Origin of the sequence: Microbispora sp. H10830 (assembly GCF_014161375.1) — a bacterium.
GTDB classification, from domain to species: domain Bacteria; phylum Actinomycetota; class Actinomycetes; order Streptosporangiales; family Streptosporangiaceae; genus Microbispora; species Microbispora catharanthi.
On the sequence record NZ_JABBWX010000003.1, the window covers coordinates 421,803 to 440,348 of the forward strand.

An 18,546-nucleotide genomic window follows, 5' to 3' on the forward strand; every position below is an offset into this window, starting at 1 on the left:
AAAGCGGTGGCCACGGTAGCCTGCGGGGGAAACTGTGACAAACGCCCAAATCTCCCAAACGCGTACGAATGAGGGGCCATGAAAGGACGCGTGCTGGTCGTCGACGACGACGCCGCTCTCGCCGAGATGCTCGGCATCGTCTTGCGCGGGGAGGGCTTTGAGCCGTCGTTCGTGTCCGATGGCGACAAGGCGCTCGACGCCTTCAGGGACACCCGGCCGGACCTCGTCCTGCTCGACCTGATGCTCCCCGGCGCCGACGGCATCGACGTCTGCCGCCGCATCCGCGCCGAGTCCGGGGTCCCGATCGTGATGCTCACGGCCAAGAGCGACACCATCGACGTGGTGCTCGGCCTGGAGTCCGGCGCGGACGACTACATCGTCAAGCCGTTCAAGCCCAAGGAGCTCGTCGCCCGCGTGCGCGCCCGCCTGCGCCGCACCGACGAGCCCACGCCCGAGATCCTGCAGATCGGCGACATCACCATCGACGTGGCCGGTCACTCGGTCAAGCGCGGCGAGGAGACCATCAACCTCACGCCGCTCGAGTTCGACCTGCTGGTCGCGCTGGCCCGCAAGCCCCGCCAGGTCTTCACCCGCGAGGTGCTGCTCGAGCAGGTCTGGGGCTACCGGCACGCCGCCGACACCCGCCTGGTGAACGTGCACGTCCAGCGCCTGCGCGCGAAGATCGAGAAGGACCCCGAGCACCCGGAGATCGTCGTCACGGTCCGGGGCGTGGGCTACAAGGCCGGCCCGGCGTAAGCCGCACGTCACCGACATGCCGGTCCCCGCGAGGAAACCCCGTCGCCGGACCCCGGGCCAGATCGCCCGTGGGGTCCGCAGACGCGCGCGCCGCCTCGCGGGCCGGCTGCGGCACGCCTGGCGGCGCTCGCTCCAGCTTCGCGTCGTCACCAGCACGCTGGTGCTGTCGATGGCCGTCGTGGTCGTCCTCGGGGTCTTCCTCATGCAGTCGATCAGCGCCTCGGTGCTGACCTCCAGCGAGGTGGCCGCGGTCGAGGAGTCGCGGGCGAACGTCGCGACCGCGAGCGGCTACCTCACGCAGCCCACGGACGTGACCGACATCGCCCAGGACGCCACGGCTCCGGGGCAGACGATGAACCCCGTCGACGCGGCGGCCAAGGCGCTGACCGACCGCTCCGGTGGCCGCTACGACGTCGTCGTCTTCAACGAGGGCTCGGTCGGCGAGGGCCGGGCGTCCGGGCAGGTCGACTGGACGAGCATCCCCGAATCCCTGCGGGCGAAGGTCCAGAGCACCGAGGAGCAGACGCTCTACAAGGAAATCGCGACGATCAGGTACATCGGCGCCAAGCAGCCCGAGACCGGCCTGGTGGTCGGTGCCCGGGTGAACGGCTCCTACGAGATCTACCACGTCTTCCCGCTCGGCGACGAGGAGAAGACGCTGCTCACGGTCCAGCAGATGGTCTTCGGCGCGGGAGCCGCGCTCGTGCTGCTGCTCGCCGGCGTCGCCTCGCTGGTCACCCGGCAGGTGGTCACGCCCGTACGGCTCGCGCGCCAGGCGGCGGAGCGGCTCGCCGCCGGCCGGCTGGAGGAGCGGCTCAAGGTGCGCGGGGAGGACGACCTCGCCCGCCTGGCGACCTCGTTCAACGAGATGGCGTCCAACCTCGCCGTGAAGATCCACCAGCTGGAGGAGCTCTCCCAGGTGCAGCGGCAGTTCGTCTCCGACGTCTCCCACGAGCTGCGCACGCCGCTGACGACCGTCCGCATGGCCGCCGACCTGCTGTACGAGGGCCGCGAGGACTTCGACGCCGCATCCGCGCGGGCCGCCGAGCTCATGCAGAACCAGCTCGAGCGCTTCGAGTCGATGCTCGCCGACCTGCTGGAGATCAGTCGCTACGACGCGGGGGCGGCCACCCTCGACCTGGACCCCGTCGACATGCGCGACGTGGTCCTGCGCGCGGTGGGCGACTCCGAGACGCTCGCCGAGCGCCAGGCCACCCGCTTCGAGCTGCGCCTGCCCAACGAGCCGTGCATGGCCGAGGTGGACAGCCGCAGGGTCGAGCGCATCCTGCGCAACCTGCTCTTCAACGCCATCGAGCACGGCGAGGGCAAGGACATCGTCGTCACGCTCGGCGCCGACCGCGACGCGGTTGCCGTGGCCGTACGCGACCACGGGGTCGGCCTCAAGCCGGGCGAGGAGACGATGGTGTTCGACCGCTTCTGGCGGGCCGACCCCTCGCGCGCCCGGACCATCGGCGGCACCGGACTCGGCCTGGCGATCTCGCGGGAGGACGCCATGCTGCACGGCGGCTGGCTCCAGGCGTGGGGCGCGCCGGGGGAGGGCAGCCAGTTCCGCCTGTCGCTGCCGCGCGTGGCGGGGACCCCGCTGCGCGGGTCGCCGCTGCCGCTCGTGCCGCCGGAGGTCGAGATGCGGCGCACGTGGCGCGGCCATGCCACACCGGTCCTGACCCCGGCGCCGGCCGAGACGGCGCCAAGGGTGCGGGAGAACGTGGATGCGGGTGCCTTCGATGCGGAGTGAGCGGTTCGGCGCCCGCCGTCTCACCGCCGCCGCGGGCGCGGCGCTCGTCCTGGTCTCCGGCGGGGCCGGGTGCGCCACCGTGCCCACGAGCGGCAGCCCCCGCCCCGCACAGGAGGACCACGGAAAGGACACGCTCAGCCAGCCGTACGTGCGCCTCATCGCGACCCCGCCCAAGAAGGGCGCCCAGCCCGAGGACATCGTGAAGGGCTTCCAGGCCGCCATGGCGGCCTTCGACGACCCCGAGCTCGCCATCGCCAGGGAGTACCTCACCCAGGGCGCGGCCAAGCGCTGGAACCCGTGGCGGCAGACCCGCATCTACGAGGGCAAGATCGAGTCGGACCGTGCGCAGGACCTCCAGGAGGCCACGCGGACGACGGTGACGCTGAAGGGCACGGCGGTCGCCACGATCGACCCGGAGGGCAGGTCCACCCCGGCCGCGGGCAACCTCGTCGAGCCGTTCACGCTGGTGAAGCAGAACGGCGAGTGGCGGATCGACGTGCCGCCCGACGCCCGCCTGCTGTCGTACGACGACCTGTGGCGTGCGTACCGGAAGGTGGACCTGTACTACCCGCCCGCGACCCGGGAGACCGGCCTCGTGGCCGACCGGGTGTGGGTGCCGATCGAACCCGGCAGGGGCGTGCCCGAGACACTGGTCCGCCGCCTGCTCGCCGGGCCGACCTCGTCCATCAAGAACGCGGTGAGCAGCGCGTTCCCGCCGGGCACCCAGCTCAACCGGATCAGCGTCGAGGGTGACACGGTCGTGCTCGACTTCTCCGCGGAGCTGGAGTCGGTGCCCACCGACCGCCTCGACGCGCTGAAGGCCCAGCTCGTGTGGACGCTCGGCGAACTGGTCACCGGCCGGACCGTCGAGATCCGCGTGAACGGCGAGTCCGGGATGCGGTTCCGGCCCGCCGACTACGCCCGCTACGACCCGAACGTGCTGACCGGCTCCCTGCAGGCGTACTACATGCAGGGCGGCAGGCTGCTGCAGTTCAAGGAGAAGGGCGACGGCGCGCCGGTGCCGGGCGCGGCCGGCGAGCAGGCCGGGAAGTTCTCCCAGCCGGCCGTCTCCAACACCGCCGACTTCCCGCCCCTCGTGGCCGCCCTGGTCAACGGCGACGGCGTCTACGTCGCCCCGATGACCCCCGGCAGCCAGTGGCAGCGATGGACCGCGGGCGGGGACATGAGCCCGCCCTCCTGGGACCGCTACGGGGCCGTCTGGTCGGCCGAGAGGGTGAACCCGCACGAGAGCCGGGTCTGGACGGCGGAGAACGGCCGGGCCCGCCGTGTGGACATCGACGACGAGCTGTCGTACGGGCGGATCCTGGAGCTGCGGGTCTCCCGCGACGGGGCCCGGATCGCCGCGATCACCGACGACGGCCTCGGCACCTCCGTGAAGATCGGCACGATCGTCCGCAACGGCCAGCAGACGCGGATCGAGTCCGTACGGACGCTCATCGAGCCGCGCGACGCGCGCAAGATCAAGGACATCGCCTGGCAGGACGCCGCCGATCTGCTCGTGCTGTCCGAAGGCAGCAGCGGCCAGGAGCTCGCCACCTGGTCGGTGATGGAGGGCGTCGTCCCCAACGACGGCCCCATCAAGCTCGACTCGAAGATCAAGTCGATCGCCGCCGTCCCCGACCACGTCCTCGCGGCGGCCGACGAGGGCCAGGTGCTCACCTACAGCGTGGACAAGCACGCCTGGACCCCGCGCGCCGACAACGGCTCCACCAACCCCGTCTATCCCCTCGGCTGAGCCGGCCGGAGCGACCGGAAGCGACGCGGGGTGACCGACGGTGAACTGTCGGTGGCGGACGGCATGCTGAGGGCGTGCCGCCCGCCCTGCTCGATCTGATCCTTCCGCCCCGCTGCGCCGGATGCGGCGCTCCGGGCGCTCCGGCCTGCCCGTCCTGTACGGCCGAGTTGCTGCGGGAGCCTGCTCCCCGGCCGCCGGACCCGCCGCCTCCGGGGCTGCCGGACTGCTGGTCGGCGACCGCCTACGACGGCGCGGCCCGCCGGATGATCCTCGCCTGCAAGGAACGCGGCCGAACGGCCCTGGTGCCGGTCCTGGCGGCCGCCGTGAGCGCCTGTGTGGCCGCGTGGGCGGCGGGCGGGGGAGTCCGCCGCGAGGTGTGGCTGGTGCCGGTTCCGAGCGCGCGGGCCGCCTCCCGCCGCCGTGGGCACGACCCCGTCCGGGCCGTCACCGCGGCGGCGGCCCGCGAGCTGTGCCGGCGAGGCCGGCCCGCCGCCGTCGCGCCCCTGCTGCGGCAGGGCCGGCGCGTGGCCGACCAGGCGGGGCTGGGATCGGCGGAGCGGGCCGTCAACCTGTCCGGGGCGTTCGAGGTCGTGCCGGGCCCGGCGGCGCGGCCACGGCCCTCTGGCCGCGGTCTGGGGGCCGTCGCCGTGGTCCTGGTGGACGACGTCGTCACGACGGGGACGACGCTGGCGGAGGCGGCCAGGGCGTTGCGCGCGGCGGGCGCGGAGCCGTCCGCGGCGGTGACCATCGCGGCGACACGCCGGAGACGTCCGATTGGTGATTATCACGGACGGTAAAGACTTGGGTAAGCGCGGGGCTTGCCGCCGGGGAGCGACCGCCTGCCGACTTCGCGGCGACTTGCCTGCTCAATGCAGGTGTGGATGTCGCGGTTGCGGGGATTCCCAGAATATGACCACGAATTTTCCGACGGCGAGACGGCAACCGGGATCACGCAAAGTGATCGTTTAGCCGATCTCCTGGCTGACATTCGAGGCGGTAGCGACTAGCGTTCAGACATGGCACCCGTCCGGGTCCGTGGTTGCGCCGGGCCGACTCCCTCGCGGGGTCCGGCCTGGCTAGCCGATGCCAGCCGCAGGCTAAACGGCCCACGTAAGGCGACTCTTGGTCGACCGATCACGGTGCGGCTTAGAGGTAAGTCCTGCCCTCCCGGGGGTCCAGATGTCCCCCGTAAGAGGAGAAGGGCAGTAGTGGCGAGTGAGCTGCGAACCCCTCAGCAGGCGGATGTGGGGACGAAGACCAGGTCGGCCGGACGGGTGTCCAGGAGCTCGTGCACCACCGTCGATGTGCGAAGGGGGGCTTTGCGTGGAAATCATCGTCAAGGGACGGCACACCACTGTGGGTGACCGGTTCCGCGATCAAGTGACGTCCAAGCTGGCCAGGATCCAGAAGCTCAACAACAAGCTCATCCAGGTCGACGTAGAGGTCTCAAAGGAACCCAACCACCGGCAGAGCGGGCAACGTGAACGGGTGGAGCTGACAATCCACTCGCGGGGCCCCGCCATCCGCGCGGAGGCCTGCGCGGACGACCGGTTCTCGGCGCTGGACATCGCCATCGGCAAGCTGGAGGAGCGGCTGAGGCGGCTCGCCGATCGCCGCAAGATCCATCACGGGAAGAGCTGCCCTCCCTCGATGGCGGAGCTCACCGCGGTCACGGAGAACGCGCAGGGGGTGGTCACGACCATCCGGGAAGAGCCGGAGCCGGTCGCCGAGATCCCGGCGGAGACCGCCGGAGGGCGGACCGAGAGTTCCGAGCCCATCGTGCCCATCGAGATGGACGGCGAAGGACCGCTGATCGTACGCGAGAAGTTCCACAAGGCCGACCCCATAACGATCGACCAGGCGCTCCTGGAAATGGAGCTCGTGGGTCACGACTTCTACCTCTTCCGCGACAAGGAAGGGGGCCAGCCGAGCGTCGTCTACCGGCGCCGCGGCTACGACTACGGAGTCCTCAGGCTCGTGGAGAGCTAGAACCTCGCCCTACGTGGGCCGGACCTCGCCAGCGAGGCCCGGCCCACGTCTCGCATGACCCGTTCATAGGCCCCTGGCGACAGGATCAGGGAAACTGAGGTCAGGCTACTCGCGGGGGTTCTTCACACATTCCGTGTCGCCGCCGATGTCGATGCCGACCGGGGAGTCTCCCACCCCTACGCTGATGCCGCCCAGTTGTTCCGGACGGGCTGTCGCACTGCGATCGATGACTGATTTCAGATCCTTTTTTGAGCTGCTTTCTGTCCTGGCCGGAGACTGTGCCGATCGCGGTGCTGAGGCCGAATGCCGACAACGCGCCGAATGGGTCTCCGTCCTTTTCTCCAGCGTGGACGATCGCGGCGCGGTTGCCCAGTTCAGTGGCGGTGTCCCCGGCCCACCGCGGCATGGCCGCCAGCGGGGTGGCCTGGGCCTGTCCCACAAGCCGGCATGCCCGTGTGTAGTACTGCTCCGCGAGTTGTCGTTTGTCGGTGAGCAGCTTGGCCAGCTGCTTTAGTTCGTCGGCGTCGACCACCCGTTCCGGGTCCACGAGACAAGAACCTGGCTCGTCTTTACACAACGTGGAAATATTCTTATACCGCCCGACTCGATCGGATGGAATAACGGGGATGTCGCTGCGTGATGATTTGATCAGGTTGGCACATGAACATGAGGATTTAGCCGAGGCTATCGACAAGGTGCTTCAGCCGGTCGGCGCATTGATGGATCGGATGCCGCTCACGCCGGGGATCCCGCAGCCGCTGTCTCCGGAGGATCTGCTGAGAGAGGTCCTCCGTCAGATGAGCCCGGTGGGTCCCGTTGTCTCGGACGTGCTCTCCCGGTACGGCGCCCTTTGACGGAGCCAGGCCGTACGACGCCGGACACAGGCCTGCGGCATCGAAGCGGAGCGCGTGAATCGGGGGGTGCGGGCACCTATCGTGAGGAGGTAGGGCGCGTGCCGCATCAGATGTTGTTCGCCCAGGTATGTCCTGGTGCCGGGGGTAGTAACGCCTCAACGAAGATCCGCACCGGTTCCGGAACCGTGCCATGATGGCGATCAGCGCGCTGACCGCCACGGTTCGCCGGGCGGAGCGACAGCGTCCTTGACCCCCGCAAGGAGGTTCCGTGACCCGACCCGACGAGGCGGCCCGAGCAGCCGGTCGAAGCGAGCCGATCCGTGTGCTGATCGTCGACGATCACGCGCTGATCCGCCGCAGCCTGGAGCTCGCGCTGGCCGCGGAGGCGGACATCGAGGTGGTAGGCGAGGCGAGCGACGGCCGGGAGGCCGTCGAGCTCGCGGACCGGCTGATGCCGGACGTGGTCCTGATGGACGTCCGCATGCCGAAGCTGGACGGCATCGGCGCGACTCGCAAGATCAAGGAGTCGGTGCCGAGCACCCGGATCATCATGCTCACGGTCAGCGACGAGGAGGAGGACCTCTTCGAAGCGATCAAGGCGGGTGCGACCGGTTATCTGCTCAAGGACGTCCAGATCGACGAGGTGCCCGACGCCGTGCGCGGCGTCCACGAGGGCCAGTCGCTCATCAACCCCGCCATGGCGGCCAAGCTGATCAGCGAGTTCGCGAACATGAGCCGCAAGGAGGCCGAGCGGCCCCCCCAGCTCCCTGTCCCCCGCCTGACCGACCGGGAGATGGAGGTCCTGCGCCTCGTCGCGAAGGGCATGAACAACCGCGAGATCGCCAAGGACCTGTTCATCTCCGAGAACACGGTGAAGAACCACGTCCGCAACATCCTGGAGAAGCTCCAGCTCCACTCGCGCATGGAGGCCGTGGTCTACGCCGTGCGCGAGCGGCTGCTGGAGATCACCTGATCGGCGCGCGAGGGCCGCGGGCCACCGCGGCGCGTAGCGGGGCCTCCAGGTCCGGTGCACCGACCCGCTCCACCCGCACGTCGGTGCAGCCGACCCAGCTCGCGGCCTCCCACAGGGCGTCGCTCATCGCCTCCACGGCCCTGGCCCGGCCGCTGCCCGGCTCGAAACCGACCTGCCGCGCGACCAGCGTGGCGCCCTCGCGGGCCGGGTCGACCCTGCCGATGATTCGCCCGCCCGCGAGCACCGGCATCGCGAAGTAGCCGTGCACCCGCTTGTCCTTCGGGACGTACGCCTCCAGGCGGTGGTTGAGGCCGAACACGCGCTCGGCCCGCGCCCGCTCCCAGATGAGCGAGTCGAACGGCGACAGCGGTGTGGTGCGATGCCGTCCGCGCGGCTCGCTCTCCAGCGCGTCGGGGTCCGCCCAGGCGTTCGGGCCGTCCGGGTCCGCGCCGCGCCGCGCGGGCCAGCCCGACACGCGTACGGGCACGAGGCCGGCTGCGCCAGTCAGCAGCGCCTCGTCGAGCATGGCGGCGTGCCGGCCCTTGACGCGGGTGAAGTCGACCAGGTCGGCCCTGGTCGCCACGCCGAGCGACCGCCCGGCGATCGTGGTCAGCCGGGTCACGCACTCGTCGTCGGACAGGTCCTGGGCGAGCAGGTCCGCCGGGACCGCGCGCTCGGCGAGCTCGTAGACGCGCCGCCAGCCGACGCGGCGGGTGCAGACGACCTCACCGATGTCGAGCAGGAACTCGATGGCGATCTTGGTGTCCGACCAGTCCCACCACGGGCCTCCGTTCTTGGCCCCGCCGATGTCGGCCGTGGTGAGGGGGCCGTCCGAGCGCACCTGCTCCAGGACCTTGTCGACCACGGGCGGCACCTCGTGCCAGCGGTAGCGCCGCTCCCGGTACGCGCGGCGGCGGAAGGCGTACAGCGGCCACTGCTCGATGGGCAGGACGCAGGCGGCGTGGCACCAGTACTCGAACGCACGGGCGGGGGCGTCCCAGTAGGCCCGCTCGACCACGGAGCGGCCGACCGGCCCGAGGCGCGCGTACGCGACGAGCTCGTGGGAGCGGGCGAGGACGGAGATGGTGTCGAGCTGGACGGCGCCGACGCGCCGCAGCATGGCGGGGACGCCGCCGCCGCGGGCGGTGGCGCCGAGGAAACCCTGGGCCCGGAGGATGATCCTGCGGGCCTCGTCGGCGGTCAGGTCGGTCACAGCCAGAGATGCTAGACGCCGTGACCGACAAAACGCTTACGGCGGTTCGGGTGCGGGCCTGGAAGGGGCCTCAGGAGGTGATGGACCGGTGCTCGAACGGCGAGTGGTGCTCCTGGACCGACATCTCCCGGGGTGCGTCCACGATCACGTCCGAGAAGATGTCGAACGCGAGCGCGAGCAGCCCGCCGACCGCGCAGATGCCCACGCCGATCCAGACGAAGAGCCAGTTCGGGCCGAGGGTCAGCGCCACACCCCCGACCGTGAAGCCGATGAGGATGATGATGACGGCAAGCCAAGATTTGGCGCTTCCCGCGTGGCTGCCCTGGTGTCCGCTCTGTGCCATACCCCGTTTTCTACCTGATGGCGGAGGTGGTCGGAACATCGGGGGAACCTTGGGGGCGGTTTGCCCCTATGAGTTATGCGATTGTGCCGCGGCGCTCCGTCGATTGCAGGTGGGTGTGTCTGGTACGGGAACCGCCTACGATGGCTAGCGGGGAAGTATGTCTCGTCCTCACACCTCGGCCATCAACCGGGGTAGACCTGCGAGGAGCTTTACTAAAAGTGCCAGCCATTCTCGACAAGATCCTTCGCGCCGGCGAAGGCAAGACTCTGCGGAAGCTCAAGCGCATCGCCGAGCAGGTCAACTCCATCGAAGAGGACTTCAAGAGCCTGTCCGACGCCGAGCTCCGCGCGCTGACCGCCGAGTACAAGCAGCGTCACACCGAGGGCGAGTCCCTCGACGACCTGCTGCCGGAGGCGTTCGCGACCGTCCGTGAGGCCGCCCGCAGGGTCCTCGGGCAGCGTCACTTCGACGTGCAGCTCATGGGTGGCGCCAACCTGCACATGGGCAACATCTCCGAGATGCGCACCGGTGAGGGCAAGACGCTCACCTGTACGCTTCCCGCCTACCTCAACGCGATCTCGGGCAAGGGCGTCCACGTCGTCACGGTCAACGACTACCTGGCCAAGCGCGACGCCGAGACCATGGGCCGCGTCCACCGCTTCCTCGGCCTGGAGGTCGGGGTCATCCTGGCCAACATGCCGCCGGAGGAGCGCCGCAAGCAGTACAACGCCGACATCACGTACGGCACGAACAACGAGTTCGGCTTCGACTACCTCCGCGACAACATGGCGTGGTCGATCGAGGAGTGCGTCCAGCGCGGTCACAACTTCGCCATCGTGGACGAGGTCGACTCGATCCTGATCGACGAGGCCAGGACCCCGCTCATCATCTCCGGCCCGGGCGAGCAGTCGGGCAAGTGGTACCAGGAGTTCGCCAAGATCGTGCCGAGGCTGCGGCGCGGCACCGAGGGCAAGGACGGCGAGGAGAGCACCGGCGACTACGTCGTCGACGAGAAGAAGCGCACCGTCGGCATCCTCGAGGCGGGCGTGGAGAAGGTCGAGGACTGGCTCGGCATCGACAATCTCTACAAGCCCGAGCACACCCACCTCGTGCAGTTCCTCAACAACGCCCTCAAGGCCAAGGAACTGTTCAAGAAGGACAAGGACTACATCGTCGTCGAGGGCGAGGTCCTGATCGTCGACGAGTTCACCGGGCGCGTCCTGCACGGCCGTCGTTACAACGAGGGCATGCACCAGGCCATCGAGGCCAAGGAAGGCGTGAAGATCAAGGACGAGAACCAGACTCTCGCCACGATCACCCTGCAGAACTACTTCCGCCTCTACGAGAAGCTCGCCGGCATGACCGGTACGGCCGCCACCGAGGCGAACGAGTTCCACCAGACGTACAAGCTGGGCGTCGTCCCGATCCCGACCAACCGGCCGATGGTCCGCAAGGACCAGGCCGACGTCGTCTACAAGACCGAGGACGCCAAGTTCCAGGCGTGCGTCGAGGACATCAAGGAACGCTACGAGAAGGGCCAGCCGGTCCTCGTCGGCACCACCAGCGTCGAGAAGTCCGAGAAGCTGTCGCGGATGCTCAAGCGCCGGGGCGTGCAGCACGAGGTGCTGAACGCCAAGAACCACGCTCGTGAGGCCACGATCGTCGCCGAGGCGGGCCGTAAGGGCGCGGTCACGGTGGCGACCAACATGGCCGGTCGAGGCACCGACATCATGCTCGGCGGCAACCCCGAGTTCCGTGCCGACCTGGAGCTTCAGCAGCGCGGCCTGTCGCCGTCCGAGACTCCGGAGGAGTACGAGAAGGCCTGGCCCGAGGCGCTGGAGAAGGCCAAGGAGGCCGTCAAGGCCGAGCACGAGGAGGTCACCGAGCTCGGCGGGCTCTACGTGCTGGGCACCGAGCGGCACGAGTCGCGGCGCATCGACAACCAGCTCCGCGGTCGTTCCGGCCGTCAGGGCGACCCGGGCGAGTCGCGCTTCTACCTCTCGCTCGAGGACGACCTCATGCGGCTGTTCAACTCGGCCAGGGTCGAGATGATCATGACGCGGCTCAACATCCCGGACGACGTGCCGATCGAGTCGGGCATGGTCTCCAAGGCCATCGCCTCCGCGCAGCACCAGGTCGAGCAGCAGAACTTCGAGATCCGCAAGAACGTCCTGAAGTACGATGAGGTGATGAACCGCCAGCGCACGGTGATCTACGCCGAGCGGCGGCGGGTGCTGGAGGGCGCCGACCTGCACGAGCAGGTCCGCGGCTTCGTCACCGACGTCATCGACGACTACGTCAAGGGCGCCACCGCCGAGGGCTTCGCCGAGGAGTGGGACCTCGAGAAGCTGTGGAAGGCGTTCGGCCAGCTCTACCCGATCTCCTTCACCGTCGACGAGCTCATCGAGCAGGCCGGCGGCGACCGGGAGGAGCTGACGGCGGACCTCATCGCCGAGAAGGTCAAGGAGGACGCGCTCGCGGCCTACGACCGCCGCGAGGAGCAGCTCGGCTCCGAGGCGACGCGCGAGCTGGAGCGCCGGGTCATCCTCTCGGTGCTCGACCGCAAGTGGCGCGAGCACCTCTACGAGATGGACTACCTCCAGGAGGGCATCGGCATGCGCGCCTATGCCCAGAAGGACCCGCTGATCGAGTACCAGCGCGAGGGCTACGAGATGTTCTCCGCGATGCTCGACGGCATCAAGGAGGAGTCGGTCGGCTACCTGTTCAACCTCGAGGTCGAGGTGCAGGCCAACCCGATCGTCGAGGAGAACGCCGAGGAGGACACGGCGCTCTCCGAGACCGGCTCGATCATCGCCCGCGCGCTGCGGCAGCCGTCGCGGCCGACCGAGATGGTCTACACCGCGCCGGGCGAGAGCGGCGACGTGGAGGTCAACCGGGTGCGGTCGACCCCCGAGCAGCGCGCCGCGTACGGCGACACCGAGCGCAACGCGCCCTGCCCCTGCGGCTCGGGCAAGAAGTACAAGCGCTGCCACGGCGACCCGCGCAACCAGCAGGCGTGACGTGACCTGAGAAGGACCCCGCCGGGCCGTGCCCGGCGGGGTCCTTCGCGTCATGCGGGGCCTGGTCACGCGGTCTCGAAGTCGGTGACCAGCCACTGCACGCCCTGCCGCTCCAGCCGTACGGCGAGCACGCGGCTGCGCGGCCCGCAGTGGACGAGCAGGCACATCTCGATCACCCCGTCGCGGGGCCGTTGCACGTGGGGGAGGCCCGTCAGGGGCGGCCGCTCGGCGTCGATCATCTTCCCGGCCCGGACCAGCTCGCGGTAGGCCCGCTCGGTCAGCCGGTCCTGGACGGTCTCCGGTGGCCTGCGGCCCGCCAGGATCTCCGCGAGCGCCTGGCCGAGCCCCCGCAGGCGGCGCTCGTCCATGGGCGTGCCCGCACGCCGCGGAATGGGAGCCAGAGCGAGCGCGCCGTACGTGCCGGGACGCGTGACGTGGCCGCCGCCGTCGCGCTCGTCGTAGGGAGGATCGGCCGGGGGGACGGACGCGAGCCGTGGCAGGGGGACGGGCTTGGGCATCGGGGGACTCCGCTCTCATGCGCCGTGAAGCTGACGCTTAATAGAGGTTGCGGTCATCCGCTCTGATACGGGGAAACGCCAACTTTGCCGAGTCGCGAGCCTTTGTGCCGCCGTTCGTCCGGGAAGATTCCTCCGGGTTGGCGGGGCCGCCTCGGATTTGAGCACGGGTTGATCGGCGATTAGCGGCATCCGCAATGGCGGGAAACACAACAGGGGCGCCCGGGATCACCGGGCGCCCCTGCTCCCTGAGAGGGGACCTGACGCGTCAGGCGCGGGCACGCGCCGTGTCGGCGCTTTCCCCGGAGTCCACGTCGGGCTCGGGTTCGCGACCGGGCGTCATGATGTTCAGCTTCTTGATGAGGAAGCTGAAGATCAGGTAGTAGAGGACGAAGTAGACGACGCCGATCAGCATGATCAGCCAGAAGTTGTGCGTGTTGTCCTTGGAGGCATTCAAACCGGCGTCGATCGCGCCGGCCGAGAACCCGAAGCCGAGCCGTCCGCCGAGAGCCGCGACCAGGGCCATCGAGACGCCGGTGAGCAGCGCGTGCGCCGCGAACAGGATCGGGGCCACGAAGATGAACGCGAACTCGATCGGCTCGGTGATGCCGGTGAAGAAGGAGATCAGGGCGGAGGAGAGCATGATGCCGCCGACGGTGGCGCGGCGGTGCGGCGGGGCTGCCCGCCACATGGCGATCGCGGCGGCCGGCAGGCCGAACATCATGACGGGGAAGAAACCCGCCATGAACGCGCCGGAGCCGTCCTGACCGGCGAAGTAGCAGTTCAGGTCGCCCGCCGCGTGAGTGGCGCCGACGGTGCACTCCGGCACGGTGAACCACACGATCGAGTTGACGAAGTGGTGCAGACCGAAGGGGATGAGACCGCGGTTGACGACGCCGTAGATGCCCGCGCCGAGCGTGGAGTGGTCGACCAGCCAGTCGCCGAAGTTGCTCAGGCCCTGCCCGATCGGCTGCCAGACCAGGCCGAAGACGACGCCGAGGATCAGCCCGGCCAGCGCGGTGAGGATCGGCACGAAGCGGCGGCCGCCGAAGAAGGCCAGGTAGGCGGGCAGCTTCGTCCGGTAGTACCGCTGCCACAGGATCGCGGCGATGAGGCCCATGAGGATGCCGCCGAGCACTCCGGTCGGGTTGGCCGACGCCAGGTTGAGCGCTTCCGACGGTTTGCCGTCCGCCCCCACGAGCGTCTGGGCCACCTTCTTGTGCACGGCCGAGTCCGCCGCGGCGTCGAAGAACATCAGGTGGGTGACCCGGTCCCAGACGAGGTAGCCGACCACGGCCGCCAGGGCGGTCGAGCCGTCGGCCCGCCGGGCGAAGCCGACCGCGACGCCCACCGCGAACAGCAGCGGCAAGGCGCTGAAGATGGCATCGCCGGCGTTCGCGAGGACCTTCGCGACATTGGCCATCCAATGGAATCCGGCGACGTCGGCCAGGCCGCCCGGAGCGGAGCCGTTGGAGCCCAGCATGTCGTTCTGGCCGAACCGGAGAAGGAGGGCCGCGGCGGGCAGCGCCGCGATCGGGAGCATCAGGGAGCGGCCGATGCGGGACAGTGCGGTCAGCACCGCGTTCTGGCCAGAGGGTGCGGCGGGCAGGCCCGCGTCGGCGGAGGTGGAACTCATCGGGTGTTCCTCCAGGATGGGGGGACTACTAGAGGCGTCTGGCCGGGGCTCCGAGGAGCGTCCGGAGCTGGTAGCGGTCGGCGCGATAGGTGGAGACGCCGAGTTCGGCGCACACCCCGCCGGCGAAGGACCGGCGCTGCAGCAGCAGCACGGCTCCGCCCCGGGGCAGTTTGAGCAGGTCGGCGTCGCTCGGATCGGCGAGGCCGCCGTCGATGGTCAGCTCCCCGGCGTCCATCACGAGCCCGTAGCGCGACTCGAGCAGGGCGTACAGGGATCGTCCGGTCAGGTCGTAGGCATCGAGATCGGGTGCGAGCGCGACCGGGATGTGGGCGCGCTCGATGCTCAGCGGTTCCCCGTCCGCCGTGCGCAGCCGCTCGATGAAGTGGACGGCGTCTCCCGGCTGGATACCGAGCTGCCGTGCGAGGTGGGCACTGGCCCGGACCACCCGCCGGTCCAGGTCGCGGGAGCCCGGCTCCATGCCGCGCGCCCGCATGTCGTCCGTGAAGGAGGTGAGTTGGAGTGCCAGCTCGATCTTCGGGCGGGCCACGAACGTTCCCTTGCCCGGGACCCGGTGCAACCGGCCCTCGGACACCAGGTGGTCGACGGCCTGCCGTACCGTCATACGAGACAGGTCGAAGCGCTGGCTGAGGTCGCGTTCGGAGGGGATCGCCGCGCCGATCGGCAGCTCGTTGCTCTCGATGAGGTCGAGCAGGATCTCCCGTAGCTGGAAGTACTTGGGCACCGGGCTGTCCGGATCGATCTGGGCCACTGATCCCTCCCCTCTCGCTCTGGATCGTCCGAATAAGTTAAGGTTCTTACTGGTCTAGTCCGGACTAGACCACAGCCGGGAAATGTGTGTCAATGTATGGGCCGGCGACGGATCGATAACGGACAAATCTCGCCAAGCAGAGGATGATCATCGATGACGACCAGGATGCGCGGTGAGATCGCCGAACAGCCCGCGGCGATTCGGGCGACGCTGGACGCCCTCCTGCCGAGGACCGGCGACGTCGAGGCGGTCGCGCGGGACACCCGCCACCTGCTGTTCGTCGCCCGCGGGACCTCGGACAACGCGGCGGTCTACGGCCGCTATCTGATCGAGGCGCGGGCGGGCCGCATGGCCGCGATGGGCGCCCCCTCCGTCGCCACCACCTACCGCCGCAGGCTCGACCTCGACGGGGTGCTGGCCGTGGGCCTGTCCCAGTCCGGCCGTACGGAGGAGATCGTCGAGACCCTCCAGTGGGCGAAGGACTGCGGTGCGAAGACCGTCGCGATCACCAACGGCGGCGAGGAGTCGCCGCTGGCCCAGGCCGCCGACCTCGCGCTGTGCACGCTCGCCGGCGAGGAGAAGGCCGTCCCGGCCACGAAGACCTACACGACCCAGCTCGCCGCGCTGGCCGTGCTCGCGATCGGCCTCGGCGCCGACGTGGACCCCGACGACCTGCGCCGGGTGCCGGACGCGGTGGAGAAGCTGATCTCCGACCCCGGCGACCTGGACGCCGTGGTCGAGGGCCTGGCCGACAAGCCCGGCGTCGTCGTGTCCGGCCGCGGCCTGGCGTTCTCGACCGCGCTCGAGCTGGCGCTCAAGCTCAAGGAGGCGTGCTACCTGCACGCCATGGGCCTGTCGTACGCCGACCTGCTGCACGGCCCGATCGCGGTCGTGGACGCCGAGACCCCGGCGATCCTGGTGGCGGCGGGGCAGGGCCCGACGCTGGCGGGCACGGTCGCGCTGGCCGAGCGGGTCACCGGCGCGGGCGCCGCCGCCTTCGGCGTCGGGGGCGGCGAACGGCTCGCCGCCGCATCGACCGCCGCCCTCAACGGTCCGGACCTGCCCGAGTGGGTGGCTCCGCTGGGACTCATCGTCCCCGGGCAGTTGCTCACCGAGGCGCTCGCGCGCAGGCTCGGTATCGACCCCGATTCCCCCCGCGGTCTGAAAAAGGTCACGCAGACCGACTGACGACAGACCGGCCGAACAACAGGAGGACCCCCATGGCTGCAGACGCCGAGGCGATCATCGCCGGGCTCGGTGGCGCCGACAACATCATCGAAGTGGAGCCGTGCATCACGCGGCTGCGCACCGAGGTGCACGACGCCTCGAAGGTGGACCAGGCCGCGCTCAAGGCGGCCGGCGCCCACGGAGTGATGGCGGCGGGCAACGTCGTCCAGGTCGTGGTGGGCCCCGAGGCCGACACCATCGCCAGCGACATCGAGGACATCATCGGCTGAATCCGGGAGATCGTCGCGGGTCCGCCGGTTTCGGGCGGACCTGTGGCGACGCCTGCCCGGATCTCAGGGAAGGGCTCTTCATTGACGACTGTTCTCGCCCCGGTCGCGGGGGCGGCCATCGGCCTGGCCGCCGTGCCGGACCCGGTGTTCTCGCAGGCGATGGTCGGCCCGGGAACCGCGATCGACCCCCTCCGGCAGCCCGTCGAGGCCCTGGCCCCGATCAGCGGCACGATCGTGAAGCTGCACCCGCACGCGTACGTCGTGGTGGGGGACGACGGCAGGGGCGTGCTGGTGCATCTCGGTATCGACACCGTGCAACTCAAGGGCGACGGCTTCCGCCTGCTCGCGGCGGAGGGGGATCGCGTCGGCGCCGGGCAGCCCGTCGTGGCCTGGGACCCCGCGGCGGTCGAGGCCGGCGGGCGCTCGCCGGTCTGCCCGGTGGTGGCGCTCGACGCCGTGGCCGGGTCGGTCGGCGAGGTCGCCGAGGGCCGCGTGAGCGCGGGTGACCCGCTCTTCGAGTGGTCGTGATGCTCAGGTGATGGAGGCCGCGCTCTTCGACCTCGACGGCACCCTGGTCAACACCGAGGTCCGCAGCCGCGCCCTGTGGCGGATGTTCCTGGACGACCGCGGCATCACGTACGACGAGACCCTGTTGCGGCGCGTCATGGGCCGCCGCGGGGTGGACGTCGTCCCCGAGGTGCTGCCCGGCCTGGATCCGGAGGTCGTGATGGAGGAGATCCGCTCCTACTATGACCATCCGGACCTGCCCGACATCGTGCCGGTCCCGGGGGCGGCGGAGCTGGTGTCCCGGGTCGCGGAGCAGGGAGCTCCGCTGGCCCTGGTCACCTCGGCCCAGCGGTGGTGGGCGGTGGAGCGGCTCACCGAGATCGGCGTCGTGGAGGTGGTACGGACCATCGTCTCGGCCGAGGACGTGACCGTGGGGAAGCCGGATCCGGCCGGCTACCTCATGGCGGCCGACCTGCTCGCGGTGGACCCGGCCACGTGTGTGGTGTTCGAGGACTCGCTCGCCGGGATAGCGGCGGCCCGGGCCGCGGGTATGACGTGCGTTGCGGTGGCCACCACACATCATCCGGATGAACTGTCACACGCGGATCTGGTAATACCCGATATGTCGGGTATTGACTGGCCTTTGACGGAACTACCGGCGGTCTAGACCACCGCCGCAGGAGGAGGAAACGTGGCCGAACGCACAGTAAGCGTCGCGTCCGAGGTCGGGCTGCACGCCCGCCCGGCGGCGACGTTCGTGCAGACCGCGGCGAAGGCGCCCTACGACGTCACCATCGCGAAGGCGGGCGGTTCGCCGGTGAGCGCGAAGAGCATCCTGTCGGTGCTGGCGCTCGACGTACGGCAGGGCGAGTCGATCGTCATCAGCGCGGAGGGCGACGGCGCAGAAGAGCTGCTCGACGAGCTCGCCCAGATCGCCTCGGCCTCCTGACGCCATTGGACGGACAGCGGAAGACGGGGACGACGGCGGGGGACGAGAACGGC

General features: G+C 69.9%; 18 protein-coding genes. 13 read left to right on the forward strand and 5 right to left on the reverse strand.

Features of this window, described 5'->3' with window-relative positions:
- Nucleotides 1–78 precede the first annotated feature (78 nt).
- The 7 genes from mtrA to HHX35_RS11215 all read left to right on the forward strand — a co-directional run bounded on the left by mtrA (nucleotide 79) and on the right by HHX35_RS11215 (nucleotide 8,084).
- On the forward strand, nucleotides 79–756 hold the full coding sequence (gene mtrA / locus HHX35_RS11185) for an MtrAB system response regulator MtrA (RefSeq protein ID WP_030509347.1): 678 nt from the start codon (nucleotides 79–81) through the stop codon (nucleotides 754–756).
- 16 nt (nucleotides 757–772) lie between these two features.
- On the forward strand, nucleotides 773–2,512 hold the full coding sequence (mtrB, locus tag HHX35_RS11190; protein ID WP_182898755.1) for an MtrAB system histidine kinase MtrB: 1,740 nt from the start codon (nucleotides 773–775) through the stop codon (nucleotides 2,510–2,512).
- Entirely contained in the window at nucleotides 2,487–4,268 is a 1,782-nt protein-coding gene (locus HHX35_RS11195; RefSeq protein ID WP_182898756.1) for an LpqB family beta-propeller domain-containing protein, read from the forward strand. Before mtrB ends, HHX35_RS11195 begins: the two co-directional genes overlap by 26 nt.
- Before the next feature lie 74 nt (nucleotides 4,269–4,342).
- Complete coding sequence (locus tag HHX35_RS11200; RefSeq protein ID WP_182898757.1) at nucleotides 4,343–5,065, forward strand: ComF family protein; 723 nt, start codon at nucleotides 4,343–4,345, stop codon at nucleotides 5,063–5,065.
- Between the two features lie 526 nt (nucleotides 5,066–5,591).
- On the forward strand, nucleotides 5,592–6,257 hold the full coding sequence (gene hpf / locus HHX35_RS11205; protein ID WP_182898758.1) for a ribosome hibernation-promoting factor, HPF/YfiA family: 666 nt from the start codon (nucleotides 5,592–5,594) through the stop codon (nucleotides 6,255–6,257).
- Between the two features lie 626 nt (nucleotides 6,258–6,883).
- A complete protein-coding gene (locus tag HHX35_RS11210) occupies nucleotides 6,884–7,111 on the forward strand; it encodes a hypothetical protein (RefSeq protein WP_182898759.1) in 228 nt (75 codons plus the stop codon).
- Nucleotides 7,112–7,379: 268 nt separating this feature from the next.
- The gene (locus tag HHX35_RS11215; protein WP_182898760.1) at nucleotides 7,380–8,084 is read left to right on the forward strand and encodes a response regulator transcription factor; all 705 of its coding nucleotides are present in this window, start codon (nucleotides 7,380–7,382) and stop codon (nucleotides 8,082–8,084) included.
- Here HHX35_RS11215 and HHX35_RS11220 read toward each other — a convergent pair.
- Together HHX35_RS11220 and HHX35_RS11225 are read right to left on the reverse strand one after the other, a co-directional pair.
- The gene (locus HHX35_RS11220) at nucleotides 8,077–9,297 is read right to left on the reverse strand and encodes a DNA glycosylase AlkZ-like family protein (RefSeq protein WP_310739021.1); all 1,221 of its coding nucleotides are present in this window, start codon (nucleotides 9,295–9,297) and stop codon (nucleotides 8,077–8,079) included. The genes HHX35_RS11215 and HHX35_RS11220 overlap by 8 nt on opposite strands.
- 70 nt (nucleotides 9,298–9,367) lie before the next feature.
- Nucleotides 9,368–9,640, reverse strand: a complete 273-nt coding sequence (locus tag HHX35_RS11225) for an HGxxPAAW family protein (RefSeq protein ID WP_139573342.1) — start codon at nucleotides 9,638–9,640, stop codon at nucleotides 9,368–9,370.
- A gap of 218 nt (nucleotides 9,641–9,858) precedes the next feature.
- Here HHX35_RS11225 and secA point away from each other — a divergent pair, with 218 nt between their 5' ends.
- Nucleotides 9,859–12,660 (forward strand): preprotein translocase subunit SecA, encoded by a 2,802-nt coding sequence (gene secA / locus HHX35_RS11230; protein WP_182898761.1) that lies wholly within the window; start codon nucleotides 9,859–9,861, stop codon nucleotides 12,658–12,660.
- Between the two features lie 65 nt (nucleotides 12,661–12,725).
- On the opposite strand, the gene HHX35_RS11235 is transcribed toward secA, so the two are convergent.
- The 3 genes from HHX35_RS11235 to HHX35_RS11245 form a co-directional block, all read right to left on the reverse strand.
- The gene (locus HHX35_RS11235) at nucleotides 12,726–13,178 is read right to left on the reverse strand and encodes an Rv3235 family protein (RefSeq protein ID WP_182898762.1); all 453 of its coding nucleotides are present in this window, start codon (nucleotides 13,176–13,178) and stop codon (nucleotides 12,726–12,728) included.
- Nucleotides 13,179–13,443: 265 nt separating this feature from the next.
- Entirely contained in the window at nucleotides 13,444–14,811 is a 1,368-nt protein-coding gene (locus HHX35_RS11240) for a PTS transporter subunit EIIC (protein ID WP_182898763.1), read from the reverse strand.
- A gap of 28 nt (nucleotides 14,812–14,839) precedes the next feature.
- Complete coding sequence (locus HHX35_RS11245) at nucleotides 14,840–15,580, reverse strand: GntR family transcriptional regulator (protein WP_142562894.1); 741 nt, start codon at nucleotides 15,578–15,580, stop codon at nucleotides 14,840–14,842.
- 153 nt (nucleotides 15,581–15,733) lie between these two features.
- On the opposite strand from HHX35_RS11245, the gene HHX35_RS11250 reads away from it, so the two are divergent.
- From HHX35_RS11250 to HHX35_RS11270, 5 genes are all read left to right on the forward strand, one after another.
- Complete coding sequence (locus HHX35_RS11250; protein ID WP_182898764.1) at nucleotides 15,734–16,768, forward strand: SIS domain-containing protein; 1,035 nt, start codon at nucleotides 15,734–15,736, stop codon at nucleotides 16,766–16,768.
- A 32-nt stretch (nucleotides 16,769–16,800) separates the two neighbouring features.
- Nucleotides 16,801–17,037 carry a glucose PTS transporter subunit EIIB gene (locus HHX35_RS11255; RefSeq protein WP_030509331.1) on the forward strand — a complete coding sequence of 79 codons (237 nt, stop codon included), beginning with the start codon at nucleotides 16,801–16,803 and terminating at the stop codon, nucleotides 17,035–17,037.
- 81 nt (nucleotides 17,038–17,118) lie between these two features.
- Nucleotides 17,119–17,565, forward strand: a complete 447-nt coding sequence (locus tag HHX35_RS11260) for a PTS glucose transporter subunit IIA (protein ID WP_139573336.1) — start codon at nucleotides 17,119–17,121, stop codon at nucleotides 17,563–17,565.
- Nucleotides 17,566–17,575: 10 nt separating this feature from the next.
- Entirely contained in the window at nucleotides 17,576–18,211 is a 636-nt protein-coding gene (locus HHX35_RS11265) for an HAD family phosphatase (RefSeq protein ID WP_139573335.1), read from the forward strand.
- Between the two features lie 24 nt (nucleotides 18,212–18,235).
- Entirely contained in the window at nucleotides 18,236–18,493 is a 258-nt protein-coding gene (locus tag HHX35_RS11270) for an HPr family phosphocarrier protein (protein WP_182898765.1), read from the forward strand.
- The last annotated feature ends 53 nt before the right edge of the window (nucleotides 18,494–18,546 follow it).